The 26,600-nt window shown below is 62.1% G+C and carries 25 protein-coding genes; 11 read left to right on the forward strand and 14 right to left on the reverse strand.

Annotation, left to right across the window (positions count from 1 at the left end; translation table 11 throughout):
* The first annotated feature begins 347 nt into the window (after positions 1-347).
* The gene (locus AC30NL_RS09845; RefSeq protein WP_489463823.1) at positions 348-1,658 is read left to right on the forward strand and encodes a saccharopine dehydrogenase family protein; all 1,311 of its coding nucleotides are present in this window, start codon (positions 348-350) and stop codon (positions 1,656-1,658) included.
* 51 nt (positions 1,659-1,709) lie between these two features.
* Here the strand turns inward: AC30NL_RS09845 and AC30NL_RS09850 are convergent, their stop codons facing one another.
* Both AC30NL_RS09850 and AC30NL_RS09855 read right to left on the reverse strand, forming a co-directional pair.
* On the reverse strand, positions 1,710-3,125 hold the full coding sequence (locus AC30NL_RS09850) for an MATE family efflux transporter (protein WP_489463824.1): 1,416 nt from the start codon (positions 3,123-3,125) through the stop codon (positions 1,710-1,712).
* A complete protein-coding gene (locus AC30NL_RS09855) occupies positions 3,122-3,595 on the reverse strand; it encodes a DUF3717 domain-containing protein (RefSeq protein WP_489463825.1) in 474 nt (157 codons plus the stop codon). The genes AC30NL_RS09850 and AC30NL_RS09855 overlap by 4 nt, the downstream gene beginning before the upstream one ends.
* A gap of 230 nt (positions 3,596-3,825) precedes the next feature.
* On the opposite strand from AC30NL_RS09855, the gene AC30NL_RS09860 reads away from it, so the two are divergent.
* The 3 genes from AC30NL_RS09860 (at position 3,826) to AC30NL_RS09870 (ending at position 7,740) form a co-directional block, all read left to right on the forward strand.
* A complete protein-coding gene (locus AC30NL_RS09860; RefSeq protein ID WP_489463826.1) occupies positions 3,826-4,149 on the forward strand; it encodes an AAA family ATPase in 324 nt (107 codons plus the stop codon).
* A gap of 806 nt (positions 4,150-4,955) precedes the next feature.
* Positions 4,956-7,205 (forward strand): PAS domain-containing hybrid sensor histidine kinase/response regulator, encoded by a 2,250-nt coding sequence (locus AC30NL_RS09865; RefSeq protein WP_489463845.1) that lies wholly within the window; start codon positions 4,956-4,958, stop codon positions 7,203-7,205.
* Between the two features lie 28 nt (positions 7,206-7,233).
* Positions 7,234-7,740 (forward strand): Hpt domain-containing protein, encoded by a 507-nt coding sequence (locus tag AC30NL_RS09870; protein WP_489463827.1) that lies wholly within the window; start codon positions 7,234-7,236, stop codon positions 7,738-7,740.
* A gap of 64 nt (positions 7,741-7,804) precedes the next feature.
* Here AC30NL_RS09870 and AC30NL_RS09875 read toward each other — a convergent pair whose 3' ends face one another.
* A complete protein-coding gene (locus tag AC30NL_RS09875) occupies positions 7,805-8,686 on the reverse strand; it encodes a pirin family protein (RefSeq protein WP_489463828.1) in 882 nt (293 codons plus the stop codon).
* Between the two features lie 425 nt (positions 8,687-9,111).
* The gene (locus AC30NL_RS09880; RefSeq protein ID WP_489463829.1) at positions 9,112-10,320 is read right to left on the reverse strand and encodes a tryptophan--tRNA ligase; all 1,209 of its coding nucleotides are present in this window, start codon (positions 10,318-10,320) and stop codon (positions 9,112-9,114) included.
* A 55-nt stretch (positions 10,321-10,375) separates the two neighbouring features.
* On the opposite strand from AC30NL_RS09880, the gene purN reads away from it, so the two are divergent.
* Positions 10,376-11,002 (forward strand): phosphoribosylglycinamide formyltransferase, encoded by a 627-nt coding sequence (gene purN / locus AC30NL_RS09885; protein ID WP_489463830.1) that lies wholly within the window; start codon positions 10,376-10,378, stop codon positions 11,000-11,002.
* Positions 11,003-11,020: 18 nt separating this feature from the next.
* Here purN and AC30NL_RS09890 read toward each other — a convergent pair whose 3' ends face one another.
* Complete coding sequence (locus AC30NL_RS09890; RefSeq protein WP_489463831.1) at positions 11,021-11,665, reverse strand: DUF1345 domain-containing protein; 645 nt, start codon at positions 11,663-11,665, stop codon at positions 11,021-11,023.
* A gap of 13 nt (positions 11,666-11,678) precedes the next feature.
* Complete coding sequence (locus AC30NL_RS09895) at positions 11,679-11,918, reverse strand: DUF1653 domain-containing protein (protein ID WP_489463832.1); 240 nt, start codon at positions 11,916-11,918, stop codon at positions 11,679-11,681.
* Positions 11,919-11,942: 24 nt separating this feature from the next.
* On the opposite strand from AC30NL_RS09895, the gene AC30NL_RS09900 reads away from it, so the two are divergent.
* On the forward strand, positions 11,943-13,202 hold the full coding sequence (locus tag AC30NL_RS09900) for an RsmB/NOP family class I SAM-dependent RNA methyltransferase (protein WP_489463833.1): 1,260 nt from the start codon (positions 11,943-11,945) through the stop codon (positions 13,200-13,202).
* 126 nt (positions 13,203-13,328) lie between these two features.
* Positions 13,329-14,552 carry a DesA family fatty acid desaturase gene (locus AC30NL_RS09905; RefSeq protein WP_489463834.1) on the forward strand — a complete coding sequence of 408 codons (1,224 nt, stop codon included), beginning with the start codon at positions 13,329-13,331 and terminating at the stop codon, positions 14,550-14,552.
* Between the two features lie 198 nt (positions 14,553-14,750).
* On the opposite strand, the gene AC30NL_RS09910 is transcribed toward AC30NL_RS09905, so the two are convergent.
* The 5 genes from AC30NL_RS09910 to AC30NL_RS09930 all read right to left on the reverse strand — a co-directional run bounded on the left by AC30NL_RS09910 (position 14,751) and on the right by AC30NL_RS09930 (position 20,691).
* Positions 14,751-16,628, reverse strand: a complete 1,878-nt coding sequence (locus tag AC30NL_RS09910; protein WP_489463835.1) for an alpha/beta hydrolase — start codon at positions 16,626-16,628, stop codon at positions 14,751-14,753.
* On the reverse strand, positions 16,625-19,171 hold the full coding sequence (locus AC30NL_RS09915; RefSeq protein ID WP_489463836.1) for a glycoside hydrolase family 2 protein: 2,547 nt from the start codon (positions 19,169-19,171) through the stop codon (positions 16,625-16,627). The genes AC30NL_RS09910 and AC30NL_RS09915 overlap by 4 nt, the downstream gene beginning before the upstream one ends.
* Positions 19,168-19,437 carry an acyl carrier protein gene (locus tag AC30NL_RS09920; RefSeq protein WP_489463837.1) on the reverse strand — a complete coding sequence of 90 codons (270 nt, stop codon included), beginning with the start codon at positions 19,435-19,437 and terminating at the stop codon, positions 19,168-19,170. The genes AC30NL_RS09915 and AC30NL_RS09920 overlap by 4 nt, the downstream gene beginning before the upstream one ends.
* On the reverse strand, positions 19,434-19,901 hold the full coding sequence (gene acpS, locus AC30NL_RS09925; protein WP_489463838.1) for a holo-ACP synthase: 468 nt from the start codon (positions 19,899-19,901) through the stop codon (positions 19,434-19,436). The genes AC30NL_RS09920 and acpS overlap by 4 nt, the downstream gene beginning before the upstream one ends.
* 112 nt (positions 19,902-20,013) lie before the next feature.
* Positions 20,014-20,691 carry an alpha/beta hydrolase gene (locus AC30NL_RS09930; protein WP_489463839.1) on the reverse strand — a complete coding sequence of 226 codons (678 nt, stop codon included), beginning with the start codon at positions 20,689-20,691 and terminating at the stop codon, positions 20,014-20,016.
* Positions 20,692-20,847: 156 nt separating this feature from the next.
* Between AC30NL_RS09930 and AC30NL_RS09935 the strand changes: the two genes are divergently transcribed.
* The 3 genes from AC30NL_RS09935 to AC30NL_RS09945 are packed head-to-tail and all read left to right on the forward strand — an operon-like array spanning position 20,848 to position 23,916.
* Entirely contained in the window at positions 20,848-22,014 is a 1,167-nt protein-coding gene (locus tag AC30NL_RS09935; RefSeq protein WP_489463840.1) for an acyl-CoA dehydrogenase family protein, read from the forward strand.
* 31 nt (positions 22,015-22,045) lie between these two features.
* On the forward strand, positions 22,046-22,951 hold the full coding sequence (locus AC30NL_RS09940; protein ID WP_489463841.1) for an amino acid--[acyl-carrier-protein] ligase: 906 nt from the start codon (positions 22,046-22,048) through the stop codon (positions 22,949-22,951).
* A complete protein-coding gene (locus tag AC30NL_RS09945; protein WP_489463842.1) occupies positions 22,948-23,916 on the forward strand; it encodes a DUF1839 family protein in 969 nt (322 codons plus the stop codon). The genes AC30NL_RS09940 and AC30NL_RS09945 overlap by 4 nt, the downstream gene beginning before the upstream one ends.
* 141 nt (positions 23,917-24,057) lie before the next feature.
* Here AC30NL_RS09945 and rpmG read toward each other — a convergent pair whose 3' ends face one another.
* The 3 genes from rpmG to trxB all read right to left on the reverse strand — a co-directional run bounded on the left by rpmG (position 24,058) and on the right by trxB (position 25,632).
* Entirely contained in the window at positions 24,058-24,225 is a 168-nt protein-coding gene (rpmG, locus tag AC30NL_RS09950) for a 50S ribosomal protein L33 (protein WP_073467371.1), read from the reverse strand.
* A 17-nt stretch (positions 24,226-24,242) separates the two neighbouring features.
* Complete coding sequence (gene rpmB, locus AC30NL_RS09955; protein ID WP_124538844.1) at positions 24,243-24,476, reverse strand: 50S ribosomal protein L28; 234 nt, start codon at positions 24,474-24,476, stop codon at positions 24,243-24,245.
* Positions 24,477-24,684: 208 nt separating this feature from the next.
* Positions 24,685-25,632, reverse strand: coding sequence for a thioredoxin-disulfide reductase (gene trxB / locus AC30NL_RS09960; protein WP_489463843.1), 948 nt, complete (start codon positions 25,630-25,632; stop codon positions 24,685-24,687).
* A gap of 175 nt (positions 25,633-25,807) precedes the next feature.
* Between trxB and AC30NL_RS09965 the strand changes: the two genes are divergently transcribed.
* On the forward strand, positions 25,808-26,476 hold the full coding sequence (locus AC30NL_RS09965) for a Crp/Fnr family transcriptional regulator (RefSeq protein ID WP_489463844.1): 669 nt from the start codon (positions 25,808-25,810) through the stop codon (positions 26,474-26,476).
* Positions 26,477-26,600 lie beyond the last annotated feature (124 nt).

Below are 26,600 nucleotides of genomic sequence, written 5' to 3' on the forward strand. Positions count from 1 at the left end.
AAGGCGCCTGATCTAGGCGCAAAGCGCAGCCATAGCTTGGCTATGGCGAGCATTTGCAACGACGAGCAGGGGGCTTTTGGCGTGATGAGCGGGCAGGATCGAAAAACTCTCAGCCTCTGAACCTGCTTCGGGCCCACACCGAGGTCAAACCGATCGGCGTAAGCTCTTGCGACATGGCCCAAACAATTTGCGGTTTTGGGGCGCATGGCGATCGTGCTGCGGCGTTGCTCCTATCTTGTGTGGACCATCACACGGCATTCGCAGCGCCTTGCATCGCATCCTGCCTTGCCCCCAAAGCCGGAAATGATTCCGGAGCATGTCCTTGGCCACTCTGAGGAAGGTGCAAGATGCCCGCGAAACCTTTCGACGTCATCGTCTTCGGTGCCACCGGCTTCACCGGCCGTCAGGCCGTTACGGCGATGATTCATCGCGCCGCCACGCAGCCCCTTCGATGGGCGGTGGCCGGACGAGATGCAGACCGGCTCAGGACGGTGGTCGCCGAACTCCTGCCCGCCGTGGCCGAACAGCCCGGTATCGTGGTTGCCGATGCGACCAATAGCGAGGCCCTGCACGTGATGGCCTCGCGCACGCAGGTGCTGCTGAACCTTGCAGGCCCCTACGCCCAGACGGGCGAAGGCGTGGTGCAGGCCTGCATTGCCAACGGCACTCATTACATCGACCTCACCGGCGAGACCTTCTGGATACAGCAACTGATCACGCGCCACGACCGCGCCGCAAAGGCGGCAAAGGTCAAGATCATTCCGTGCTGCGGCTACGAGGCACTGCCATTCGATATTGCGACGCTGTGGGCCGCCACGCAGCTGCAACACCGCTGCGCCGAACCCTGCCGCGAGGTGAAGATCGTGGTGAGCTTCATCGGCAAGCGCATCACGAGCGTGGCCGATGCAGTGAGCGGCGGAACGGTGGCTTCGCTGTCGTCCCTGCTCGAGTTCGATACCACAGACTGTGTCCGCAACCCGGCATGCCTCCTTCCGCTCGACGCGTCGGACGCACAACAGGTTGCCGAGCGCAACGCGTACCGCTTCGTCCCGCACTTCGACGAAGACGTGCAGGCGGTGACGGCGCCGACCATTCCCGCCCCCTTCGTCAATCCTCCGATCGTGTTGCGTTCGCGGGCTTTGCTTGGCGCTTGCGAACTCTTCACCGGCGACTTTCGCTACAGCGAGGTGATGAGCATGAAGGGCATGGTCCCGAACGTGTCCTTCCTGCCGGACGCTGCGACCTTGCCTCTGCAATGGGCAGCGGCGGCGTCCTTGTCGGGGCCGCTGGCCAACCTCAGCGCGGCTCTGGCCGGACCGCTGAAATTCGAACGAGGGGCATTGCGCAAGCTCATCGATTGGCTTGCGCCGAAACAGGGTCGCGGTCCGAGCGACGATGTGCTGGCGAACTCGGGATACACCTTCGACATCTTCGCCGTGTCTCAAAACGGCAAGAAGCTGCATGGGCGGCTCGATGCGCAAGGGCATCCTGGCTATCGCTCCACGCCCGAAATGGTGGTCACGGCAGCGGTCGGTCTTGCCAAGGGAACACTTGGACGCACGTCGCATTTCGGCATAGTCACGCCTGCGACCGGCTTGGGTATCGAGGCTGTGGGCGCCCTGCGCGATGCAGGCGTGACCTTCAGCGTGATTTCGTAGAAGGTTAGGCAAAGCGCAGGCCCGTGCATCCTGTCGAAGGAGCCCATGCGCTCACGAAAACCGTTTCTGCCGGAGTATCCAGATCAGAAAGCTGCACAGCCCCAACGCAGCAATGGTGAGCCCCGCTGTCGACGCGGCCCAGAAGCCCTGTGCGCCTTGCAATGATGCGGGCGTCAGTCCCGTCAAGTTGAATGCCACCACATAGCCGCCACCGAGCCCCACGCCCCAGATCGCGCTCGCATAGATGACCACCGGCACCGTCGCCATCTTGTACGCGCGCAGCGTGAAGGACGCGAGCGTCTGCCCTGCATCGGCCACATGGAACAGCATCACCCACGCCAGTAGCGGCATGGCCGCAGCGATGATCACGGCGTCATGGGTGTAGGCGCGCAGCAGGCTTTCGCGCGACAGGTACACGCTCATGCTCATCGCCGCGGCAATGAGTAGGCCCAGTTGCAGGCCGTGCCATCCGATGCGTCGTGCATCGCGCATGTCATCGGCGCCGATGCGTTGCGCGACCAGCGTGCTCGTCGAGTTGGCAATCGCGAGCGGCATCATGAAGAGCACGGAGATAAGATTTACGGCAATCTGATGACCAGCCACCGGCGTTGCGCCCAGCCGCGCGATGAAGAAGGCCATGAAGGTGAAGCCCGTGACTTCGATGCCGATGGACAGGCCCATGGGAATGCCGAGCCGCAACAGGCCCATGAGGCTCGAGCGGTCTGGTGCAGCGAACGAACGCGATTGCAGCCCGAACCCGCGGTAGAACGGGTCCCGCCGCAGTGCCTCCCATGCGACCAGCAACTGCAGGCCCATCACGATGGCGGTCGCGATGCCGCAACCGGAAGCGCCTTGCGCATCGATGTGCAAGGTGCCGAAGGGCGTTGACGCATCGATGCCGAACACGAGCAGCGCGTTCAAGGGAACCTTCAAAACGAGCGACCCGAACTGCAGGGCCATGACGATCTTGGGGCGCGACACCGCGGTGTTGAATCCGCGGAAAGCGGTGAAGAGCAGGGCCGAAGGCAGCGCGAATGCGAGCGCATTCAAGTAGCCGTGCACCTTCTCTGCCACCACGCCGTCGGCATGCGAGAGCGTCAAGAAGGGCTGGGGGAAAAGAAGGATGAGGCAACCGATCACCGACATGCCAAGTGCCAGCCACATCGCCTGATGCAACTGCTTTCCGGCCTCGTGAAGTTGCTTTGCACCGAACAACTGGCCCGCGATGGGCCCGATCGCGAGGATCACGCCCATGAAGCCGACGAACACCGTGATGTACACCGCGCCGCCGATCGCCAGTGCGGCCAAGTCGACAGCCGAATAGCGTGCAGTCATCACCGTGTCGACCGTGCTGAAGGCAAGCACTGCCAGCTGGCCGAAGAAAAGTGGCCATGCGAGCGCGGCGATGCGTCGCGCGTCGTGAAGGATTCCTTTGCGCGTTCTCTGCTCGGGCAATGCGGCACTCAAGCCGCCGACTCCGGCGTGTGTGCGGGCCTTTCGAGACTCTCTGCGGGGGGATGATCAACGCCCGTCGCCTCGCGTGCACGTTCGGAATAGCGGTTGAAACGCCAGGCCGTGCCTTCCATGGTGATGCGACGCCACGTCATGCGCTTTTCGGCCGGGGTCATCACCGGCCAGTGCTGCACTTCATCAAAGGTGCGGCCGCAGCCCTTGCAGACGTTGTCGCCCTGGCTGGTCGAGCAGATCGCGATGCACGGCGCGTCGGGGGTGGACGCATACCAGGCGATCCAGGCGTCGCGCGCCTTCAGCGGCATGCTGTCTTCGTCGCAAAGATGCTCATGGTAGTACACCATCAATGCGTATACCTCGGCGAGCGCACGCACCTCCGCGCAGGCCGTGATGCCGTCGGGCGAGGGCTTCTTGTCGCGCCACCAGTTGATGGCGGACTCGATGTCGGTGATGTGGATGCCGGCCATGGGGGGAACGAGAAAGCGGGCGCCAAGGATAGCCCCGATTCGAGTGCCTTCTTTGACAAGGTCAGGACAAGGCCAAGCCTCGCTTGCGGGCGGCGCTTCGCATCATCGACCTCGCGCAAGGTCATCAAGCGCCTGGACTATCAACTGACCCTGTGTGGGTATTTCTTGGCGAAACGATCGTCTGGCGGTTAGATACTCCAGCATGAAGCCGTTCCCCGCATCGAACGCGCATGGATCTGTGCGGAGGTGAGGGAAAGCTTGATGGCTGGCATTGCCACAAGATTGCGGACCGGCGCCTACATCGGTTTTGCTGCTCTTGGGCCGCAGAGCATCCGCTGGTCCTGTTCCTCGACGATCTTCAATGGCTGGATGCGGCAACGCTCGACCCGCTCGAACAACTGGCGATCGGACAAGAACCGCACCACCTTTTGCTGATCGGCGCCTTCCGTGACAACGAGGTTGGCCCAACGCATGCGCTGAGGCGAATGCTCGATGCTATCCACAAGGCCAAGGTCGATGTCCTAGATCGTGCTCGCCCCCCTGACAATCGATGACCTGACCCACCTCGTCGCCGACGCGCTTCGCTGTGACTACGCGCGCGCTGGACTTGTCTCAATTGGTACATGAAAGGACTGGCGGCAATCCATTCTTCGCCATTCAGTTCCTGACCGCACTGACCGAGGAGAAGCTGCTCACCTTCGACGCGGGCACCGGGGGCTGGTACTGGGACCTGGGCAGCATCCGCGCCAAGCGCTATACGGACAATGTCGTCGATCTGATCGTTGGAAAGCTTGGTCGCCTGCCTTCGGAGACGCTGGAAGCGCTGAAGCAGTTCGCCTGCCTGGGCAACGCTGCGGATTTTGGCACTCTGGCAACGGTCTGTGGGCAATCCGAAGAGGCGCTTCATGCCGCACTTTGGGATGCCGTGCGCGCTGGACCGATCCTGCGCCAGAGCACCACATACGCCTTCCTGCACGACCGCGTGCAGGAAGCGGCATACGAGCTTTTTCCTGAAGCTCGCCGCAAAGAACTTCACCTGAAGATCGGCCGCTTGCTCCTCGCCCAATATCCGCAAGACGTGCTGGCTGAACGGGTGTTCGATATCGTCGATCAGTTCAACCGCAGCGTCGAGCTTGTCACCGACGCCGAAGAAAGGGTGGCGCTGCGTCGGATCAACACGGTGGCCGCAAGGCGAGCGCGAGCCGCTGCCGCCTATGCATCGGGGCGGCGCTATCTGGCGCAGGCGATGGGACTCCTGCCGGCGGATCACTGGAACGAATGCTACGTCGAGAGTCTGGCGCTGTTCCTGGAATTGGCCGAATGCGAATACCTCGTCGGCAATCACCAGCGAGCCGACGCGTTGTTGACCGCAGCCCTGGAGACGGCACGTTCCCAGCTCGACCGTGCCAAGGCCTACCGCTTACGCCTGCGGCTCTACCAACTCTCCGGGCGCTTCCCGGAAGCCCTGGAGGCAGCGTTCGAGGCCCTGCGGTTTCTCGGGGTGACGTTTCCGGCGGTCGACGAAGATGCCCGCGTGGCGACGGAGGCCGAGTTCGATCTTGTCCCCGAAAACCTTCGCGGGCGTCGTATCGAGGACTTGGCTGACATCCCGCTTGCCAGCGATGCAGAGACACGGACCCTGATCGGCCTCTTGGCCGACGCCACACCACTGGTCTTCCTCGTGCGTCCCGACATCTGGATGTTCTTCACCGCCAAGGCGGTCAATATCTGTTTGCAGCGCGGGCACGGCGATGAATCGTCACATCTTTACGCGGCCTATGCCATGGCTCTTGCTGGGGACATCCGCAACATCCTGACTGCTCAGAAGTTCTCCGAGATGGCCATCGAACTGAACGCGCGAACCCCTGGCGCGGGCCCGGTGAGAGGAGTAGGTCTGTTCCTTCATTCAATTGCCATCATCGGCTGGTGCAAACACTTTGCAACGAGCCTGCCCTTTCTGGAGCAGGCCTTCGTCAAGCAGACGCGGCTGATCGGAGTGCTTTATCTTGAAAATGATCTCGCCACGCACGCCTTCACGCCGGATCGGCTGGCGATTCTCGAACTGCTTGCGGCCCAGGCGGCAACGTCGCTGGAGAATGCCCTGGCTCATGAGGCATTGCAGGAAAGGGAAGAGCGACTGCGTCTGACCCTGGAGGCGACCCGTATCGGTACCTGGGACTGGGACGTGGAACACGATCAGTGGTCAGCCTCCCCCACCTACTACACCATGCTTGGCTACGAGCCGACAAGTGGGCCGGGAGACCGGGCGGCATGGGTGGAGCGGCTGCACCCAGATGATCGGGCACTCTTTGCCAGAAAAATGCGGGAAGTGATGGCCGGGAGTCTCGCGGACTATGAGTATGAGGCGAGGATGCGCCACGCCGACGGTACCTACCGGTGGCAGCATGTCCAGGGATTCGGCATCAAACGCGATCAGGAGGGGAAGGCGACGCGGATGCTGGGGATCAGAATGGACGTCACCGAGCGCAAGCAAGCGGAAGAAGCCTTGCTTCGCTACAAGAATCAGTTGGAAGAGTCAGTGCATCAGCGCACGGTGGAACTTCTCCGGGCGCGGGATGCGGCCGACGCCGCGAATCGATCCAAGAGTGCCTTCTTGGCCAACATGAGCCACGAAATCCGCACGCCGATGAACGCCATCATCGGCCTGACCCATCTGCTGCGGCGTGCCTCCCCCACGCCCCAGCAGGGTGAACGTCTCGAGAAAATCGGTGTCGCTGCCAACCACCTGCTGTCCGTCATCAATGACATTCTCGACCTCTCCAAGATCGAAGCCGGCAAGCTTGAGATCGAACAAGAGAATTTCGAGCTGAGCGCCGTCCTCGATCACGTCCGCTCGCTGTTTGGCGACGCGACGCAGGCCAAGGGCGTGGTCATCGACGTGGATCCGAACGGTGTCCCGTTGTGGTTGCGCGGCGATGCCACCCGATTGCGTCAGGCCTTGCTCAACTACGTCGGCAATGCCGTCAAGTTCACGGAACAAGGGCGCATCCTCGTGCGCGCCATTCTGCTCGACGAGCGAGGCGACGAATTGCGGGTGCGATTCGAGGTGAAGGATACTGGTATTGGCATAGCCGCCGACAAGCTGCCCAGTCTTTTCAGGGCCTTCGAACAGGCCGATACCTCGACCACTCGCCAGTACGGCGGCACAGGCCTCGGCTTGGCGATCACCAAACGGTTGGCCGTCTTGATGGGTGGCGATGCTGGCGTCCAAAGCGAGCTTGGCAAAGGGAGCACCTTCTGGTTTTCTGCGGTCCTGCACCGTGGTCATGGGGTCATGACAGCCTCGGTCGAACGGACAGAACCTGCCGAAGCAAAACTTCGCCGGGAGTTCGGTGGTTCCCGGCTGCTGTTGGCCGAAGACGATCCGATCAATCAGGAGGTGGCGCTCGAACTTTTGCATGCGGTCGGCTTGGCGGTGGATGTCGCCCGCGACGGCCGCGAAGCGGTGGAGATGGCCGGACGCGGCGCCTACGATCTGATCCTGATGGATATGCAAATGCCTCAGATGAATGGCCTGGACAACGATTCGTCGGTTGCCCGGTCACGCGGCAACGCCCATTCTGGCAATGACTGCCAACGCATTCAGTGACGACCGCAATGACTGTAAGGACGCAGGCATGAACGACTTCATCGCCAAACCCGTGAATCCCCAAGTCCTTTACCGGACGATTCTCCAGTGGTTGAGCCCCGCCTCTCGCGCAGCGTCTTTCGCTGCGGGAAGCACGCAGGCAAGCGCCGCGACTTCACCTGCCGATCCGGCAGCGACCTTGCGACGACTGGAGGCCATTGCGGGCCTGGACGTGGCGCAGGGCTTGGCACGCATGTCCGGCAACGGCGCCGGCTATCTGCGTCTGCTCAGGATGCTGATCGGCACCGCGAGCGGCACGGCGCGGCAACTCACCGACGCCATCGCAGCTGAGGATCTGGCGGCGCTCGAACACACGGCACATGACCTCAAAGGGTCTGCTGGCAACTTGGGGGGAGTGTGGGTCGAGGAAAAGGCGGCAGCCCTTAATGCCGCGATAAGACTTCAATCGGGAACGGAAACCATTGTCGGGTTGGGCAATGCCTTGGCCGCAACGCTGAATCAGCTGATCGAAGACATGCAGGAGGTACTGGGATAGCAAAGGCGAAGATGTTGGCGGTAAACCCGCACGCTTCGCCCGCAAGGGGGAAGGGGGAGGCGCATCAGCTGCCGAACTTGCCCGCCTGGAAGTCCTGCACCGCCTGGAAGATTTCTTCCTTCATGTTCATCACGAACGGGCCGTACTGCGCGATCGGTTCGTTGAGCGGCCTCCCCGCGATCAGGAGGGCCCGTGATGGCGCGTCTGCACGGAGGACCACGCCATCTGCACCGTCATCATTGCGAAGAATCGCCATTCGCTGCGAAGGCACCGCCTCGTCGCCCACACGCAGCTCCCCGCGGTACACATAGATGAATGCGTTGTGTGAAGCTGGCAGGGCTTGTGCAAACTGCGAACCCGCTTCGAAGTGCAGGTCGAGATACAGCGGCTGCGTCCCCTCGCGTTGGACCGCACCTTCGACACCATGGCTCATCCCGGCGATCACGCGCGCTGTGACGCCTGCATCGGTCGTGAACTCAGGGATCTGATCGCTCTGGATGTCTCGGTACCAGGGCGCATTCATCTTGTCCTTGGCCGGCAGGTTGAGCCACAACTGGAAACCTTCCATGCGGCCATCTTCCTGCTCGGGCAGCTCCGAATGCACGACACCGCGGCCGGCGGTCATCCACTGCACCCCGCCGTTTTGAAGCAAGCCCTCATGGCCCGCGCTGTCGCGGTGGCGCATGCGGCCCGAGATCATGTAGGTGATGGTTTCGAAGCCGCGGTGCGGATGGTCAGGAAAGCCGCCGATGTAGTCCTCGGCACGGTCAGTGCCGAAGGAATCGAGCATCAGGTATGGGTCGAGCCGGCGCTGCAGAGGCTGCGTCAGCACGCGGGTGAGCTTGACGCCTGCACCGTCGGAGGTGGCCTCGCCCGCCACCAGTCGTTCCACCGTGCGCGGATGCGTCAGGTTGTCATGGCGGACGAGAGTGTTGGTGGCGGTCATGTCGATCTCCTGGGTGGGGGGCTGCCGGGGCGGGCGACAGCGAATTCACCTGAGTTGTTGATGTGGCTCGCAAGGTCTGGTCTCGGCATTGCCGCCGCGGTAACGGACCATTTTTGCGTCAAAAGCGGTGAGCTGGGGCCCGTTCTTGACGACTGGACGTTGCCGGAGGTGTCGGCATGGGCGGTTTTCCCCGGCAGGCGATTGATGCCTGCAAGGACGCGGGTGTTTCTCGGTGCGCTGGAGGCCGAGTTTTCAGGAGTGTCAGAGGGACATGCGCAGGTGGCGGCCGACAAGAACGCGAGACTGCGGATCAAAAACTCGTAGGTGGGCAAAGCGCATCCACGCGATCGTCAATCGACTGATCAATGCTCCGCGCCGCATCATTCGACAGGATGCTCGGACCTTCGCATTTAGACCCTACAAAATCAATATACGAGCCCCATCGCCGCGCGCACGTCGCGCATGGTCTCGCGCGCCGCCGTGCGAGCCCGCTCGGTGCCAACCTCGACGATCCAATGCACGTGCTTCGGATTGGTGAGGTAAGCCTCAGCACGTTCGCGCCATGGCTCTTGCTCCTTTTTGATTGCGTCGATCACCGGCTGCTTGCAGTCAAGGCAACCAATGCCCGCCGTCGTACAGCCCTTGACCACCCACTCCTTGGTCGGAGCGTCCGAATACACCTGATGGAATTGCCACACCGGGCACTTTTCCGGATTGCCCGGATCGCTTCGGTGCACGCGCGCCGGATCGGTCGGCATGCGCTTGATCTTGCGCTCGACCTCAGCGGGCTCCTCGCGCATGGCAATGGTGTTGCCATAGCTCTTGCTCATCTTCTCGCCGTCAAGGCCGGGCAGCTTGCTCGCTTCCGTGAGCAGCACTGCGGGTTCAGGCAGGATTGACTTGCCAGTGCCCCTGAGGTGGCCGAGCAGCAAATCGCTGTCCTCGGGGGTCCAGCCCGGCACACCTGCGGCAGCCTTGCGAATCATGGCCTCGCCCTTCGCCAGGGCCTCGGCCTTGCCTTCTTGCTGATGGTCACGGCGCTGCTTCTCGAGATAGCGCGCATCGTCCTTCGGCACCTTCGCGAGAGCTGCACCCACTTTCGCGTTGAAGTCCGGCGTGCGGCCGTACAGGTGGTTGAAGCGACGTGCCACCTCGCGCGTGATCTCGACGTGTGGCGCCTGGTCTTCGCCCACCGGAACGTACGCGGCTTTGTAGATGAGGATGTCGGCTGCCTGGAGCAGCGGATAGCCGAGGAAGCCGTAGGTTGCGAGATCGCGGTCCTTCAGCTTTTCCATCTGGTCCTTGTAGGTCGGCACGCGCTCGAGCCAAGACAAGGGCGTGCCCATGGAAAGCAGTGTGAAGAGCTCGGCGTGCTCGGGCAGGCGACTCTGGATGAAGATGGTTGCCTTCTCCGGGTCGAGGCCGGCGGCGAGCCAGTCGATCACCATGTCGTAGACATTGCGCTCGATGATCTCGCGATCTTCGTAGTGCGTGGTCAGCGCATGCCAGTCGGCCACGAAGTAGAAGCAGTCGTAGTTTTGCTGCAGGCGAACCCAGTTCTTGAGGGCGCCGTGGTAGTGGCCGAGGTGCAGGGCGCCGGTGGGGCGCATGCCGGAGAGGACTCGCTGGTTCATCGTGAGATCTCGGTAGAGGGCTGGATTGTAGGTGGCCGCTACACTTTCGCCCGCCATGAAAAACATCGTGATCCTGATTTCCGGCCGCGGCTCCAACATGGAGGCGATCGTGCGTGCGTGCGCGAGCGAAGGCTGGAATGCGCGAATCGCGGCGGTTGTCAGCAACCGGCCCGACGCCGCAGGGCTGGCTTTTGCGAAAGGCCATGGCATCGCCGCCACGGTGGTCGATCACAAAGCATTCGAGGATCGGCTGGCTTTTGACGCGGAGCTGGCGAATGTCATCGAGAGCTTCGCGCCCGACGTGGTTGTGCTGGCTGGTTTCATGCGCATCCTGTCTCCGGCGTTCGTGACTCGCTTCGAGCGACGCATGGTGAACATCCATCCGTCGCTGCTGCCTTCTTTTACCGGGCTGCACACACATCGGCGAGCCATCGAGGCCGGGTGCAAGCTTGCCGGAACGACAGTGCATTTCGTGACTGCGCAGCTCGACCACGGGCCGATCATCGCGCAGGCGGTGGTGCCGGTTCTGCCACGCGACACCGAAGACACGTTGGCTGCCCGCGTGTTGTCGCGGGAGCATGTGATATATCCGCGCGCTGTGCGATGGCTGGTGGAAGGCTTGCTGCGCGAGGAAAACGGCGTTATCACGCATGCCGCCGGCGAAACCCAGTTGCTGGTCTGAACGTTTCTGGGCGCAGCACTAGAACAGCCCTGACGCGATGTTGACCATGAAAGCGAGAACCGTCGTGTTGAACACGAAGGACAGCACTGACTGGCTCAGCACCACGAGCCGCATCGGCTTGCTCGTGATGGCCACGTCTGCCGTCTGCAAAGCCACTGCAATGGTGAACGAGAAGTAGAGGAACTCGGCGTAGTGCGGTTGAAAGCTCGCGTCCGTGTTGGGAAACACCAGACTACCCGTCCCGGTGTTGACGTTGTAGTAGAGACTCGCATAGTTGAGCGTGTAGAGCGTGGGCAGCAGGAGCCATGACCCTGTCACGGTGACGAGTGTCAACACCACTTGGGGAAGGGCCGCCGGTCTACCTCCAGCCTTGGCGGCGGCGAGTTCGAGCACGATGGCCGCGATGCTTGCCAGCGAGGCCAGGACGATCATTACCGACACGGTGATAGCGCCCTCTGCATGGGCCGACGCGACGCGGCGCAGTTTGCTGTGGTCTGCCCGGTAAATCGAGAGGGTGACGAGTACAAGGTAGAGCCACACGCCCGCATTCCAGCCGATGAGCGAGCGCGTGACCACGCTGCCGTACGGAATCGCGCTTCCGATGGCGAGGCCGACTGCAGCGGCAATCAGCATGCGGGGGCGGGCCCGAAAGTGGTTGGCCATGCGACTCAGCCTCTCAAGCGGCTGCGACCAGGGTGAACCGCGGCATCGTCTTGCCGTCGATTACGACCTCGCCGTAGAACATTGAATGTGGACGAACCCACCAGCCCGACTCGTAGAGCGGCCGGTAGACCACCAGCGGCTCCAACGTTTCGCTGTGCAGCGCCACGCCCATGACTTCGTATTCGCCACCTTTGTAGTGTCGATAGCGGCCCCTTGTTGTCGAAGGGCGCGGGGTCTGGTCGGTGTCGTTCATGGTGCCGCAAGGATAATCGCGCCCATGCATCCGAACGCCCTTCTCGAACTCGCCACCGATTTGCTGCACAAAGTGATGCAGTTCGACTCGCCCGCCGATGGCATCGTCTCGGCGTTCTTCCGCGAACACCGAGCTCTTGGTGCCCGCGAACGCCACTCGCTCGCCGAAACAACCTACAACGTGCTGCGCAATCGCCTTCTGTATCAGCACCTTGCCCAATCAGGCAAGGGTGAAATGGAGCGGCGACTTGCAATCCTGGGCTGGCAAGGCAACGAAGGCTTTTTGCGCGCTGCCTTGAATGAGCACGAACAGCAGTGGCTGGAAAAGGTCAAGCTGGTCGATCGTGCCTCGTTGCCTGAGAAGTTGCGCCACAACCTGCCGGAATGGCTGGCCGACCCCTTGCGCGTGGCGCTTGGCGACGAGTTCTGGCCGCTGGTTGACAGCCTCAACCAATCGGCGGCTCTGGATCTTCGTGTGAACACCTTCAAGGCGAAGCGCGAGGAGGTGCAGGCGGCGCTTGCCAAGGCCAACATCGAGGCGCTGGCCACGCCGTATTCGCCATGGGGGCTTCGCATCCAGGGTAAGCCGGCGCTCAGCAAGCTCGACGTCTTCACTCAGGGCGAGGTCGAAGTGCAAGACGAGGGCAGCCAGTTGCTCGCGCTGATGACAGATGCCAAGCGCGGCGAGATGGTGGTTGACTTCTGTGCCGGGGCCGGCGGCAAGACACTCGCGCTTGGTGCGTCCATGCGCAACACGGGGCGGCTGTACGCGTTCGATACCTCGGGCCACCGACTGGCCGCCCTGAAACCGCGCCTGGCGCGAAGCGGCTTGTCGAACGTCTATCCGGTGCAGATCGCACACGAACGCGACGACCGCATCAAGCGCTTGGCCGGCAAGATCGATCGAGTGCTGGTCGACGCACCCTGTTCCGGCCTTGGCACCTTGCGCCGCAATCCGGACATGAAGTGGCGGCAATCGCCCGAAGCCATCGAAGAGCTAAAGGCAAAGCAGGCTGCCATCCTCGCGAGCGCAGCGCGGCTGTTGAAGCCGGGCGGCCGGCTGGTCTACGCCACCTGCAGCCTCCTTGAAGATGAGAACGAAGCCGTCGCGAATGCATTCGTTGAAGCCCAGGGGCGCAACTTCAAAACCCTTCAAGCATCCGAGGTGCTCGAGAAGGCGCACGTTGCCAATGCGTCCACGGTCGTTCGTGACCAATTCCTTCGTTTGTGGCCGCATCGGCACGCCACCGACGGATTCTTTGCCGCTGCCTGGGAACGTAGTTGATGGTTTCCTGATCGACATCAAATCGCGTGATTTGGTCGCGGCATACCCTGTAGTATCCGAGGGCATTTAAAAGTCGTCCCGGTACAATCTGCCACCCGCCGACAGTGACGGCACGAAGGCAATTTCATGAATGTACTGATTTCGATTCGGGATGGTTTGATCAACTGGATGGCCAATGGCCTGTCCGGTATGGCTTGGTGGCAGATAGTCCTGTACACGCTGATTACCACCCATATCACGATTGCGTCCGTCACAGTTTTCCTACACCGAGCCCAGGCGCATCGTGCGCTCGACCTCGGCCCCATTCCCTCGCATTTCTTCCGCCTGTGGCTGTGGCTCACCACAGGCATGGTGACCAAGGAATGGGTCGCCATCCACCGCAAGCACCACGCCAAGTGCGAAACCGAAGAAGACCCGCACAGCCCGCAAACGCGCGGCATCAAGGCGGTCTTGCTCACCGGTAGCGAGATGTATCGCGCCGAAGCCAAGAACCAGCAAACGCTTGCCAAGTTCGGTCACGGCACGCCCGATGACTGGGTTGAGCGCAATCTCTACAGCCGCTTCGCGTGGCAAGGCGTCGGCATCACGCTGATCATCAACCTCATGCTCTTCGGCGCCATCGGCTTGACTGTGTGGGCTGTACAGATGCTGTGGATCCCGATCACCGCCGCCGGCATCATCAACGGCATCGGCCACTGGTGGGGTTATCGCAATTTCGAGGCGGCCGACGCATCGCGCAATGTTTCGCCGTGGGGCATCATCATCGGTGGCGAAGAGTTGCACAACAACCACCACACTTACCCGACCTCGGCCAAGCTGTCGGTCAAGTCCTACGAGTTCGACATTGGTTGGGTCTATATCCGCGGCCTCGAAATGCTCGGCTGGGCCAAAGTCCGCAAGACCGTCCCGAGCCTGAAACTTGGCAAGATCAAGCCCGTTGCAGATTCGCAGACGCTAGAAGCGGTCATCGCCAACCGCTACGAAGTGATGGCCAAGTACGCCAAGCACTTGCGCAGCGCCTGCCGCGTCGAGCTGGCGCGTTTGAAGGCCGAGGGTGCCGAGAACACCTCGAAGTGGAAGGAGATGCGCTTGGCCAAGCGCTGGCTGCATCGCGACGAAGACCAGATCCCGCGCGAGGTGAAGACGCAGGTCGCGAATGCGTGTGCAGAAAACGCAGTGCTCACCAAGCTCGTCGCCATGCGCGAAGAACTTCGCCAGTTGTGGACTCGCACGAACGTGTCGGCCGAACAATTGGTGGCCGATTTACAGGCGTGGTGCAAGAAGGCCGAGGAGAGCGGTATCGCTGCGCTTGAGGAATTCGCACTCAAGCTACGCGCCGCGCACGGTTGATCCAGGTGATCTCAGCCTCTTAGGACATCGCCCAAAACAATTTCCCGCTTGGGGGCGCGGGGCGGGCGCGCTGCGGCGTTGCTCCTCGCTTGTATGGCTCGCCACACAAGCGAGGAGCGCCTTCGCATCCCGCCCTGCGCCCCCAAAACGGAAAATTATTCCGGGCCATGTCCTTAGCAAGAACATAGGGCCTGCTGCTCAGCAGGCCCGCTTAGTTGGTGGTGGACTTGGCTCTACGCCATCCCTCTGTAGGTCGAAAATGGCCTTCGCAGAGGTTGATCCTTGTTGCGCTTCGACGCTCGCGGGTGCATCGACCAGCGTCGTGAGTGTGCGAGACAGCTCGTCGCGATCTTGGAGCAAGGTGTACGAGTGATCGGCGCCCTCGCTTGCCGTGATTGTGAGTTTTCCAGAACGCAGCAGCCGCTTGACCGTGGCGCCACCCAGTGACCACAACAGCGACTCGCCGTATTCACCATCGGCAAAGACCAAGCGAAGCTGTACGTTCTGTTTGGCCAGCGTGAGCAACTCGGTGGGCAGGTCGTCACGGAATTGAACGCCGAGCATGCGCAGTGTGTCGCGAAGTCGTCGTGTCGCCTTGGCGTGCAGCATGTCGAGCACGGTGCAGAGTACGCGAAGAACCTTTGCCGGGTCGGTGGCGAGGGCGCACCAACGCGACCAGTTCGAAAGGTTGCGCCGATACCCCCGAACGGATTGAACGACCACCGTCTGTTTCACGATCAGATCGACGGCCGCATCGCCGACGGACAGGTACAACAAGGGGTTGATCATGACGATAGCGTCCACTGCGGCGCCCGCCACGGCTGACCTGAAGGCGTTGTATGCACCTGAGCAATGCCCGACGAGCTGGCAATGGCTTACCCGGTGGGTCTCGTGCAGATAACGCACTGCGGCATCGACGTCGTCAAGCGCCTGGGCTTGGTAAGGCACGTTCTCCTCGAAGCCGTCCGGTGGCGGGCTGTCTCCAATACCAGAGACGTCCAGCCGCAGGGCCACAAAACCTTTGGCCGCCCACTCTCGCGCAAGGCGGACGTACAGACGCCCGGGGCCGATGCGACGGTCGGCTCCGCCCGAAAGAAGGACGATGGCTCGCTGCGACGATGCAGCCGCGGACCGAGTGATGAGTGCCGTCAAGCGGGAGTCTGCACCGATGTTGACGACCTGTTCGACCAGATCGGGTACGCCAGGCGAGGACCAGGTGAGTCTGTCGGAGATGCGAACCGTCGAAAGAAATGATTGCGTCAGTCGATCGACCCGGGGCTGCAGCTGTCCGACCCACGAGACAACCGATTCGATCATCTGCGCGGGCACTTCGGTGTGTTGCGGCGTCGACTCGCGCACCATGCCGGAGTAGCCGGGGATAGAGACCGACTTGGCGATCGCGCCAATGCTGCGAAGGTGCTCCAGCCAGCGATCATTGGCCGGCAGATCGTCACGCTCGACGATGAGGGTGGGATAGGCCGGGGGCGCACTGTCCATCATCAGGTCGATGTGACTCAGGGACTCCTGAGTCGCGAGGTCCATCGCGAAACCGCCAGCCTCCAGCAAATGGTCGGGCCGCGGTGCGGGGACCTTGCAGCCGAAGGAGGTCGCAGCGAGGGAGTACGCTCGCATCTCGCGAACATAGCTCCGGCCACTCGTCACCGGCGCAATCGCCACCAGGCCCGCGATGTCCTGACACCTGGATGCAGCGCATGCCGCCAGCAGAGTACCGAGGCGCACACCGAGCAGGCACACGTCTGTGACGCCGGTCTGCTCCTTCAATGTCTTCACGGCGTCGGCCACCGAAGAAATCCAGGTTGCGACGAGGTCCGGCGCAAACTCACTGCCGGCGGAGTCGCCCGATCCCGGATAGTCGAAGCGCAGCGCGGCAATGCCTGCCGAGGCGGCGGACTGGGCGAAATGGCGAAGGCTGCGGTGCAGGCAAAGATCCTCGCGTCCGAAGCTGCTGCAGATGACCAGGCCCACGGACGCCGGGTGCTCGACGCGATGCAGCCATGCGAAGGATTCGCGTCCTGCGGACCCGAAGTAGAGGCTCTCCGACCGGACCGTGCTCACGAGGCCACCTCGAACGACGCCACACGTCGCGAGTTCAGCGCCTGCACGCTGCCGCGTCGCGCCGTGCCCCCAGCGTGGGCACGAAGCCGAACGCTGCGCGTCCGGCGCGGCGCGAGATGAAAGTAGTTGTCTTCGGCGGTATAGCCCGCGAGTTCGATGAAGACGTTCTGCGCGAGACGTTCGGTGTGAATCGTGAACTCGATGCCTCCCTCGAAGCGTCCCGTCACTGCCGCACCCAAGCCGATGTCGTCTTCCCGTTGCGCCGACAACCCGCTCGGAAAATGGAATGACTCGGACAAGACCCTGTCGGCCGTATCGCGCAGTCTCGCGACGACGACTTGTGCAGGCGGGGGGCCGAATCGATAGGCACCGGAGAGGTCGAGAAAGCTGTTGAATAGTTCGACGCTCGGAATGGAGGAAGTGCTGCGTGCGTCGACGCAGATGTCGCGCTGTGCGTGGGCGACGAGCGCAGCGGATTCGTTGTAGGCGGCGATGTCGAACTTTGCGTGCAGCGAGGCGGCTCCTTCATTGGCGACATGGACGAAGAGACCGTTGCAACCCTCGTCGGTGATGCTCACGTTCACGGGCTGCAGAACGCGCTTCAGGCAATGCATCGCCGCCTTGGCGACACCCCTGTCGTCGAGCAATCCCCAGCCGGCGCCCGCCCACAGATCGCGCAAGAACCACACGAGCCCGCCTGCGCAGTTCGATTCGCCGCGACGCCATTCCGCGAAGATGGCGGCCATGACTTCGCCGGTGACGACACGGCTCAGCGCGAGGTATCGCTCGTGATCGGTGTGGCGCAGCCTGGCTGGATCGACTCGAAACAGTGTTTCAAGGTAATGATCGCGGACGTCTTCGAAATCCCAACCTGCGCCCAGGTCGCGCGGCGCGCGCGCCTTCCAGCCCGGGTGCGTGACGCGAAGCGATTCGCCGCCCGGCATGCGTGCCAGCGTGGCGGTTTCGGGAACGTTGGCAAACGCGAGGCATTCGGTGGCAAAGCGCACGTCCGCTCGGCGCGCATCGTCGAGCGGGCGCAAATAGGCACCTACGCCGTAGTAGGAAGTCGTGCCCACATTGCCCTGGCAAGGGAAGGCGCCGCCGTGTGCGCTCGATGGCCAGTACGGGACGGTGGGCAGCAGATCGGCGGCCCACTGGGCGATGTGTCGATGGAAGAGTTCGGGCGTCCAGCGCTCGCGCAATGCTCCCCACATCGCGGCCTGCTGCTCGACTTCGCTGTTGCCGCAGAGCACGGCCAGCGAAGGTCGCGCTTGCAATCGCAAGAGTTGCTGTCGCACTTCCTGTTCGACCGAAGCGAGAAAGCCAGGCTCGCTCGGGTAGTCCATGTTGGCGAACATGAAGTCCTGCCACACGAGCACGCCGCATTCATCACAGGCGTCGAAGAAGGCGTTGTCCTCGTAGATCATTGCGCCGCTCAGGCGCAGCATGTTCATGCCGCTGTCGCGCAGCTGTTGCAGCGCGGCTCGGTAGGTGTCTGACGTGGCGCGAAGGGTCACGATGTCCAACGGCGTCCAGCACGCACCGCGGCAGAAGGTCGCAACGCCGTTGACGCGCAGGCTGAACCCTTCACCGGAGCGGTCGACGGTGACGGTGCGGAATCCGACCCGGCCGAGGTCGACCAGCACGGGCTCGCTTCGGCCGGCGATCGAGACGGCCAAGCGAGCCTCGTACAGCGCCGGGTCGCCGTGCGTGTGCGGCCACCAGAGGGATGCCTCAGGGACCATCAATGCGCCGCCGTGAGCGCTGCCTGAATCGCGTGAAAGGAGAGAGCGGTACAAGGTGCCGTGGCGCTGCAGTTCAATGGCCACTGAATCGATGCACTGCGCGCCGTGAGGAACGAGAGATGCCGTCACTTGCACCACGCCGTCGGTCCGGTCCACCGCAGCCGAGAGTCGCAGGCTGCGCAGGTCGACGAGCGAGCGTCGTTCGAGCCAGATGTCTTTCCACGGACCTACGGCCGCAGCCGGGGGCGACCAGCCGGGCGTGCGTCCCAGCAAGGTGGTGCGGAACCAGCGAAGCTGCTGGTTCTCGACCATCGGCGTGCGCCAGCCTGGTCTGGGCCGACGCGATTGCAACGCTGTATCGAGCGGACGAAAACGCAGGATCAGTTCATTGCGCCCGGCGCGCAGACGCGAACGCACATTGGCCTCGTGGGCGATGAACATGTTGTCGCTCGAGAACAGCTTTTCGCCATTGACCCAGACGTCAGCCAGCGTTGCGAGTCCGTCGAAGCCGAGGACAAGATCGTCGGCTTCATCGTGGGGCGGCGTGCTGAACTGCGTGCGGTACCACCACTCTTCGCCATCGAAGCGGCGCGGCGCGGCGTCCAGCGACCATTCGCCGACGTCGCGAAGGATCGCGGCGACCGTGCCAAGCTGGCCGGCTTCGATCCACGGATGCGGCCCCAGGTCAGCAAGCTGCGACGGATCAGTGGCCAACCCCGGCGGTGTCGAACGAATTTCCCAGCCTCGAACCAGACGCTCGCGCTGATGGCTCGTGACGCGTGCTGCCTCGAAGCTCATTGCGGGCCTCGCGCTCCCGGCAATTGAGTAATCGCCTCGCGAATTGCCAGAACGCTGGCAAACACGCTGCGTTTGAGCATGTGGTCTGGAAACTCCACGTCGAACGCGCCTTCGAGCGCCAGCATCACGTTGACGCTGGCATGCGACGTCATGCCGGCCTGGTAAAGGTCGGCATGGGGTTCGATGGCCAGGGCGTCCTGATTGAGCCGCCCGTGGTCCTTGAGCACGGTGCGGATCACGTGGTCGATGGTGAGTGTGTCGTTCATGACCTGACTGCGATGTTCGAGAAAGATGAAATCGTGGCGGGCGGTGCGGCGACTACCGCCATGGCGTAGTCGCCGTCGTGGCTCAGGCTGAGCATGATGTCGTTGTTTGATGCACCTGCGATAGCTGCGGCCTTGCCATGCAGCATGAGGCGGTAAGCGTCGTCGGGCAGTCTGCAGACCTCCATGTCGCGCCAGTCGATGCCTGCCTCGCAAAGGTCGAAGGCCTTGAGTGCAGCCTCCTTGGCAGCGAAGCGTGCTGCCAGGCGTTGGGCCATGAGGGTTGGGACAGAACTGGCGTAAGCCAATTCGTCTGCGGTGAAAAGGCGCAGCAGGAAGCGATCGCCGAACCGTCTGATGGACTCGCCGATGCGGCTGATCTGCACGATGTCGATGCCCACGCGAGTGCGCTGCGAACCCACCAGGGTGCGCGCGCTTTCATCGCAAAGAAAGGGCATCCAATTCATGACGGAATGGTGAGAGTCAAGGATAAGGTGCTACCAATTGTTTTTATCACGGGCGCAGCGTTTGAAGTAGATACGGCTTTCCCCTGTCCGCGGGGGGGCATGACCCAATGGCTTACCTGGCATGGCCCGGCACGCGGCCAGAGATCCTTCGCAGGAAAGTGCGAAGACGACGCCATACAACCAAGGGAATTTCGTGGGCGCCGTCGAACGACAGCCACTCCACCTGCGCTCCGCCGGCCTGCACGGCGTCCCGCAGGGCTTCTCCCGCGTGCGAGCTGAGCACTTCGTCGCTATGGCCGTGGCACACGAACACTGGCAGGCCGTGAAAGCGAGGCAATCGCGGCAGCCACTCGTCGAAGGCGATCCGGCACGACGACAAGAGCGCAAGTCCATGAACCTCCATCTCTTCATGCAGCAAGGCATCGCAGGCGAGCATGCCGCCCTGCGAAAAGCCGATCAGAACCACTGGCCGGCCGTGACGCGTCGGTTCGATGCTTCGCAGATAGTCGGCCAAGCCTCGCCTTGCTGCCTCTCGTCCGCTCGGATGCTCCTCCGCTAAGTCCCAAGGTGGGTCGGTTCGCTCTTGGATGGAATCAGAATCGCGAGGCCACCAGGCCCGCCCTCCGTCCGACAATTCACAGGGTCCGCGAAGAAAGTGGTGAACAGCCGGCAGGCCGATGGCCTGAGCGAAGGGCACCAGGTCTTCGGGCGACATACCCTGTCCATGCAAGAACACGACGATCAGCTGCGAGTGGCCATGCGTGTCGACGCTGAGTGCGCGAAAAGTCATGCGTCTTGTCCAGACACCGCGAGTGAGGGGGGCGAATGCGGCATGAATTCCGTTCCAATCAGCGTCGTCCGAAAGTCAGTTCTCGCTCAGTCCGTATTCTTGAGCGACGAATGGGTCGAACGTCCGACGACGCATATCCATGACAGAGGGAAAACCATGATGCCCAGCTTTGAGTCTCTGCTGGTGGCTGTGCAAGGCATCGCAACAGATGTCGCCGCCGTCCACGCGGCCGATGTCGACGCACGGGCCCGCTTCCCGCACGAGGCCGTCGACGCATTGCGGGCCGCCCGCGTGCTGTCGGCGCCGGTGCCTCGCGAACTGGGCGGTGCAGGTTGTTCGATGATGGAGTTGGCGCTGCTGTGTTCGACTTTGTCGCAGGCGTGCAGCGCGACCGGGATGGTGCTTGCGATGCACTACATCCAGATCGGCTGCCTCGCGCGCCACGGCATGGGCTCTGTGTTCTTCCGCAATTATCTGCAGGCAATTTCCGATCGGCAATTGCTGATCGGCTCGGTGACCTCGGAGGTCGGCACTTTCGGCGAGACGCGTTGGAGCATATGTGCGGTTGAGACCGAGGGCGGCCGCTTCACGCTTCGTAAGAACGCGACGACCGTGTCATATGGTGAGTACGCCGATGCGCTGCTCGTCACGGCGCGCCGCGCGCCCGACGCGCCCAACAGCGACCAGGTGCTTGTTCTGTTCAAGGCGGACGACTACACATTCGCTCCGACCACAAACTGGGACACTCTTGGCATGCGTGGCACCTGCAGCCCTGGCGGCGAACTCATCGGATCCGCGGGCGTCGAGCAGATTCTTCCTGGCGACTTCGCGGAATCTTCAGCCATGACGATGGTGCCGTACTCGCACATCCTGTGGGCCTCGTTGTGGTGGGGCATCGCCGCCGATGCGATCAATCGCGCGGCCCGATTCGTGCGCGAGCAGGCACGCAAGCAGCCGGGCACCTTGCCGCCAGCGGCGCATCAGTTGGCCGAGGTCGTGGCGGAGCTTCAAAGCATGCGCAATGGCTGGTCCAGTGCCGCGGTCGAGTTCGACCAAATGGTTGCGCACGGAGATGGCGAGCAGGAACTGCTCTCGATGGGCTGGGCGCTGAAGATGAACAATCTCAAGATCTCAGCGTCGGAGGCGGCTCCCCAGCTCGTTCATCTCGCCTTGCAGATCATCGGCGTGATGGCATACAAGAACGATTCGCCGTTTAGTGTGGGCCGTCATTACCGCGACGCTTTGTCGGCGTCGCTCATGATTTCCAACGAACGCCTGACCGCGAAGAACGCTTCAATGCTCCTCGTGCTCAAGGACGCTTGAGATCGCGCAGGACGACAGAAGGAGTATGCCGGTGGTGTATGACCAGCAAGGTTTTTACGATGAACTGGTGAAGCACCGCTTTATCGTTCCCACGAGCGTGAAGGGCGGATACGGTCGCGGCGCGGCCTTTGAAGACATCGTCGAGCGCTTCAACGCGCTGGTCTCGCGCGCCGCCAAGGACGACGGTGCCGAGACCTTCATGTTTCCCCCCATTGTGCCGCGCTCGCTGATCGAGCGCGTCGGGTACATGGACAACTTTCCGCACTTGAGCGGATCGATCAACAGCTTCTTCGGTACCGATCAAGAGGCACTCGGCCTGTCTGCCAAGGTTCGCGCGGGCGAGCGCTGGGAGGACACGCTTGCTCCGACCGAAGTCATGCTGACACCGGCCGCGTGCTACCCGGTCTATCCGATGTTCAGCGGCCTCCTGCCGGGCAAGGGGCGGCTGGTTACGGTCTTGGGCTGGGTGTATCGCCATGAACCTTCCGACGAGCCAACGCGTCTGCAGGCGTTTCGCATGCGCGAGTTCATCCGTGTGGGCGCCACCGACCAGGTCGTCGAATGGCGCAATGCCTGGTTGGACCGCGGCTTGGCGTTGCTGCGTTCGCTCGGACTGCCGGTGGTGAGCGATGTCGCGTCCGATCCTTTTTTCGGCCGCGCAGGAAAGATGATGGCAGCCAGCCAGCGCGACCAGCGTCTCAAGTTCGAGATCCTCGTGCCGGTGATCTCGGAGGAGAAGCCGACCGCGATTTGCTCGTTCAACTGGCACCAGGACCATTTCAGTTCGACCTTCGGTATCCGCGATGCCGAAGGCGCAGTCGCGAGCACGGCCTGTCTCGGCTTTGGGCTTGAGCGCGTCACGCTCGCGCTCATCAAGCACCACGGTTTCGAGGTCGCCGAATGGCCTGCTTCGGTGCGCGAACTCTTGTGGCCATGAGCCGGATCGCCGTTATCGAACCGCTGCAAGTTGCCACCTACGAGCGGCACGAGCTGCATGCCGAGGATTGCATCTGGGTCGAGAAGAACTGCTATGTTGATTTGTGGATCGAGATATTGCACTCGCTTCGACTTGAGCCCAGGGCCTGCATGGGATTCACGTTGGCGGCGGACTTCGAAGGCGACCAGTGGACCTTCTTCAAACCGTCACACGACGAACTGCGCGAGCTCTACGGCGTGGACGTGCAGGAACTGACTGTCTGGCGCCCGCTTATCGAACATGCCATTGAGCATCTCGCTGCGGGCAAGTGGCTGTCGACTGAGGCGGATGCCTTTTGGTTGCCCGACACCGCGGGTACCGACTATCGGCGTCAGCACACCAAGACGACCATCGTTCTCAACGACATCGATGTCGAAGCGAAGCGACTGGGATATTTTCACAATGCGGGTTACTTCACGCTCCAGGGCGAGGACTTCGTGAAGACGTTTCGATTGGACGTTGACGGTGACGATGCCGGGTTCCTGCCGTTGTTCGCTGAGCTTGTTCGCATCGACCGGGTGCTCAAGCGCGAGGAGTCGGAGCTGAAGAGCTTGTCGCGTGGCTTTCTCCGCAAGCACGTCGCGCGGCGCCCGCCGACCAATCCTATCGGGCGCTTCAAAGAGCGTTTCGAGCGGGACCTGCCCGGGCTTCAGGCGGCCGGTCCTGCCGAATATCACCGATGGGCGTTTGCTGGCGTTCGCCAGCTCGGCGCGGCCTTCGAGCTGGTGGCCCAGCACCTCGATTGGCTCGGCCCGGAAGAATTTGCCGCCCCGATCGAGGCCTTTCGTTCCATTGCCAATGGCAGCAAGATTTTGATTTTCAAGGCTGCGCGTGCGGTGAACTTCGGCCGGACGCTGGACAGTTCTGCGGGCTTCGACGAGATGTCGCAGGCGTGGGAGAGAGGTATGGTGGCTCTAAACCCGTAGCTCTGAAGGATGTCCAGGGATCGGGGTGCGCCTAGGCGCCTAGGCGCCTAGGCAGCCTAGCCCACCGACTTCATCGCTACCGGAATAACAAAAAACCCACCGGACCAGAAGTCGGGCGGGTTTTTGCGAGGTGGCTGCTTATTACTTCAGCTTCGTCTCTTTGTACATCACGTGCTTGCGAGCCTTGGGATCGAACTTCATGATCTCAAGCTTCTCGGGCGTGGTCTTCTTGTTCTTGTCGGTCGTGTAGAAGTGACCGGTGCCGGCGCTGGATTCCAGCTTGATCTTTTCGCGTCCACCTTTTGCCATGATCTGCTCCTAGTCTTTCAGAGTTCGCCCTTGGCGCGGAGGTCTGCGACGACCTGGTCGATTCCGACCTTGTCGATGAGGCGCAGTGCGGCGTTGGTGATGCGCAGGCGCACCCAACGGTTTTCAGTCTCGAGCCAGAAGCGACGGTACTGCAGGTTGGGCAGAAAGCGGCGCTTCGTTTTGTTATTGGCGTGGGAGACGTTGTTCCCCACCATCGGGCGCTTGCCCGTGACTTGACAGACGCGTGCCATGACGCTTCTCCGTTTGAATCTCGTTTCGTGTCGCAGTGAACAGAGCAGGGTCGGCGTGATCGCCAGCCTTGATAATCACCCTGAGGGCCGACGTCGTTGCAAGGCAAGAGTACGTGTTTCACAACATACCCAAACCAAGCCGCATTCGGCAAAGACGACGATTATAGCCAGAATTCCGGGCGTAGCCAAATTGCAGCCTTGACCGGCCCTATTGATCCAGGAAGCGTTGGGCATCCAGCGCCGCCATGCACCCGGTGCCGGCGCTCGTGATGGCTTGGCGGTACACGTGGTCCTGCACGTCGCCAGCTGCGAAAACGCCCGGAACGCTCGTCATGGTGGCAAAGCCGTTGAGGCCGCCCCTGGTCGCGATGTAACCGTCGTTCATCTCCAGTTGACCTTTGAAGATGTCGGTATTGGGTCGGTGGCCAATGGCGATGAAGCAGCCCTTGAGCGTCAGGTCGTTGGTCGAGCCGTCCTGCGTGCTCTTGATCCGCACGCCCGTCACGCCCGACGTATCACCCAGCACTTCGTCCAGCGTGTTCCACAAATGCAACTGCATCTTGCCGGCCGCGACCTTCTCGTTCATTTTGTCGACAAGGATGGGTTCGGCCCGGAACTTGTCTCGACGATGAATCAGGTGCACCTTGCTCGCAATGTTGGAGAGGTAAAGCGCCTCTTCGACCGCGGTGTTGCCGCCGCCCACCACGCACACATCCTGATCGCGGTAGAAGAACCCGTCACAGGTCGCGCAGCCGCTTACTCCACGGCCCATGAAGGCCTCTTCTGAAGGCAAGCCGATGTATTTGGCCGATGCACCGGTGGCGATGATCAGCGCATCACAGGTGTAGACGCCCGAGTCGCCCTTGAGGGTGAAGGGGCGCTTTCTAAAATCGACAGAGTTGATGTGGTCGAAGACGATCTTCGTGTTGAAGCGCTCAGCATGCTTCAAGAAGCGCTCCATCAGATCGGGACCCATGACGCCGTTCACGTCGGCGGGCCAGTTGTCCACGTCGGTCGTTGTCATCAACTGACCGCCCTGGGCGATGCCTGTGATCAGCATGGGTTGGAGGTTGGCTCGGGCGGCGTAGATGGCGGCGGTGTAGCCGGCAGGACCGGAGCCAAGGATCAGTACCTTGGCATGCTGGGGGGTGCTCATGAGAAGGGCTTAATGAAAATGGGCTGAGGGGATTGGGTGACGCGCGAGTTTGACATGGGGTTCACTCGCGCTGGCGTCAACGCCCGCAATGGTGACAATAGCCAAATTGTAGGTACGTGACATCTTCACGATCTCGGCCTAACAATGGCGATAACAACCGTCTGGAGCTTCCCATATGGCAATGCTTTCGAATCTCGACCTGATCCGCCGTGTGCCTCTCTTTTCCATGCTCACCAACGACCAGGCGCAGGGCATTGCCGACAGCGTCGTCAAGCGGCGCTTTCGTCGGGGCGAGATCATCGTCGAGCACGGACGCAAATCGAATGCGTTGTTTATCCTGCTCACCGGCCGTGCCCGCGTGCTGACGGCCGACTCCCGCGGACGCGAGGTCATCCTCGCGGTGTTGCAGCCGGGTGACTATGTCGGCGAGATGAGTCTCATCGACAACGAGCCCCACTCGGCCACAGTACGCGCTGAAGTGCAAACCGACATGCTCATTCTCGGACGCGCGGAGTTCGCGCGCTGCCTGCCTGAGAACTCCAGCTTGTCGTACGCCATCCTCCGCGGCCTGGTGCAGCGTCTGCGCAACGCCGACCGCCAAATCGAATCGCTGGCCTTGCTCGATGTGTACGGCCGCGTGGCGCGCACCCTCCTCGACATGGCAGAGAGCGACGGCGAGGTCAAAATCATCCGCAACAAGGTGTCGCGCCAAGACTTGGCCAAGGTGGTAGGTGCATCGCGCGAGATGGTCAGCCGCGTGATGAAGGATCTTGAAGAGCGCGGCATCGTCGAGACGCAGGAAAACGGCTCGGTGATCATCAAGGAGCGCCTGACGCCTGCCTGAGAGGCTGAGAGTATTTCGATCATGCCCGCTCATCACGTCAAAAGGCCCCTGCTCGTCGTTGCAAATGCTCGCCATAGCCCGGGCTATGGCTGCGCTTTGCGCCTAGATCAGGGGCCTTTTGACG

The sequence above is a fragment of the Rhizobacter sp. genome (genome assembly GCA_021153565.1).
GTDB lineage: Bacteria > Pseudomonadota > Gammaproteobacteria > Burkholderiales > Burkholderiaceae_C > Albitalea.

Excerpts from the sequence above, each read along its gene's own strand:
- AC30NL_RS09845 (WP_489463823.1), top strand. The coding sequence starts at position 348 with ATGCCCGCGAAACCTTTCGACGTCATCGTCTTCGGTGCCACCGGCTTC.
- AC30NL_RS09855 (WP_489463825.1), bottom strand. The coding sequence starts at position 3,595 with ATGGCCGGCATCCACATCACCGACATCGAGTCCGCCATCAACTGGTGG.
- AC30NL_RS09860 (WP_489463826.1), top strand. The coding sequence starts at position 3,826 with ATGGATCTGTGCGGAGGTGAGGGAAAGCTTGATGGCTGGCATTGCCAC.
- AC30NL_RS09870 (WP_489463827.1), top strand. The coding sequence starts at position 7,234 with ATGAACGACTTCATCGCCAAACCCGTGAATCCCCAAGTCCTTTACCGG.
- AC30NL_RS09875 (WP_489463828.1), bottom strand. The coding sequence starts at position 8,686 with ATGACCGCCACCAACACTCTCGTCCGCCATGACAACCTGACGCATCCG.
- AC30NL_RS09880 (WP_489463829.1), bottom strand. The coding sequence starts at position 10,320 with ATGAACCAGCGAGTCCTCTCCGGCATGCGCCCCACCGGCGCCCTGCAC.
- purN (WP_489463830.1), top strand. The coding sequence starts at position 10,376 with ATGAAAAACATCGTGATCCTGATTTCCGGCCGCGGCTCCAACATGGAG.
- AC30NL_RS09890 (WP_489463831.1), bottom strand. The coding sequence starts at position 11,665 with ATGGCCAACCACTTTCGGGCCCGCCCCCGCATGCTGATTGCCGCTGCA.
- AC30NL_RS09895 (WP_489463832.1), bottom strand. The coding sequence starts at position 11,918 with ATGAACGACACCGACCAGACCCCGCGCCCTTCGACAACAAGGGGCCGC.
- AC30NL_RS09900 (WP_489463833.1), top strand. The coding sequence starts at position 11,943 with ATGCATCCGAACGCCCTTCTCGAACTCGCCACCGATTTGCTGCACAAA.
- AC30NL_RS09905 (WP_489463834.1), top strand. The coding sequence starts at position 13,329 with ATGAATGTACTGATTTCGATTCGGGATGGTTTGATCAACTGGATGGCC.
- AC30NL_RS09915 (WP_489463836.1), bottom strand. The coding sequence starts at position 19,171 with ATGAGCTTCGAGGCAGCACGCGTCACGAGCCATCAGCGCGAGCGTCTG.
- AC30NL_RS09920 (WP_489463837.1), bottom strand. The coding sequence starts at position 19,437 with ATGAACGACACACTCACCATCGACCACGTGATCCGCACCGTGCTCAAG.
- acpS (WP_489463838.1), bottom strand. The coding sequence starts at position 19,901 with ATGAATTGGATGCCCTTTCTTTGCGATGAAAGCGCGCGCACCCTGGTG.
- AC30NL_RS09930 (WP_489463839.1), bottom strand. The coding sequence starts at position 20,691 with ATGACTTTTCGCGCACTCAGCGTCGACACGCATGGCCACTCGCAGCTG.
- AC30NL_RS09935 (WP_489463840.1), top strand. The coding sequence starts at position 20,848 with ATGATGCCCAGCTTTGAGTCTCTGCTGGTGGCTGTGCAAGGCATCGCA.
- AC30NL_RS09945 (WP_489463842.1), top strand. The coding sequence starts at position 22,948 with ATGAGCCGGATCGCCGTTATCGAACCGCTGCAAGTTGCCACCTACGAG.
- rpmG (WP_073467371.1), bottom strand. The coding sequence starts at position 24,225 with ATGGCAAAAGGTGGACGCGAAAAGATCAAGCTGGAATCCAGCGCCGGC.
- rpmB (WP_124538844.1), bottom strand. The coding sequence starts at position 24,476 with ATGGCACGCGTCTGTCAAGTCACGGGCAAGCGCCCGATGGTGGGGAAC.
- trxB (WP_489463843.1), bottom strand. The coding sequence starts at position 25,632 with ATGAGCACCCCCCAGCATGCCAAGGTACTGATCCTTGGCTCCGGTCCT.
- AC30NL_RS09965 (WP_489463844.1), top strand. The coding sequence starts at position 25,808 with ATGGCAATGCTTTCGAATCTCGACCTGATCCGCCGTGTGCCTCTCTTT.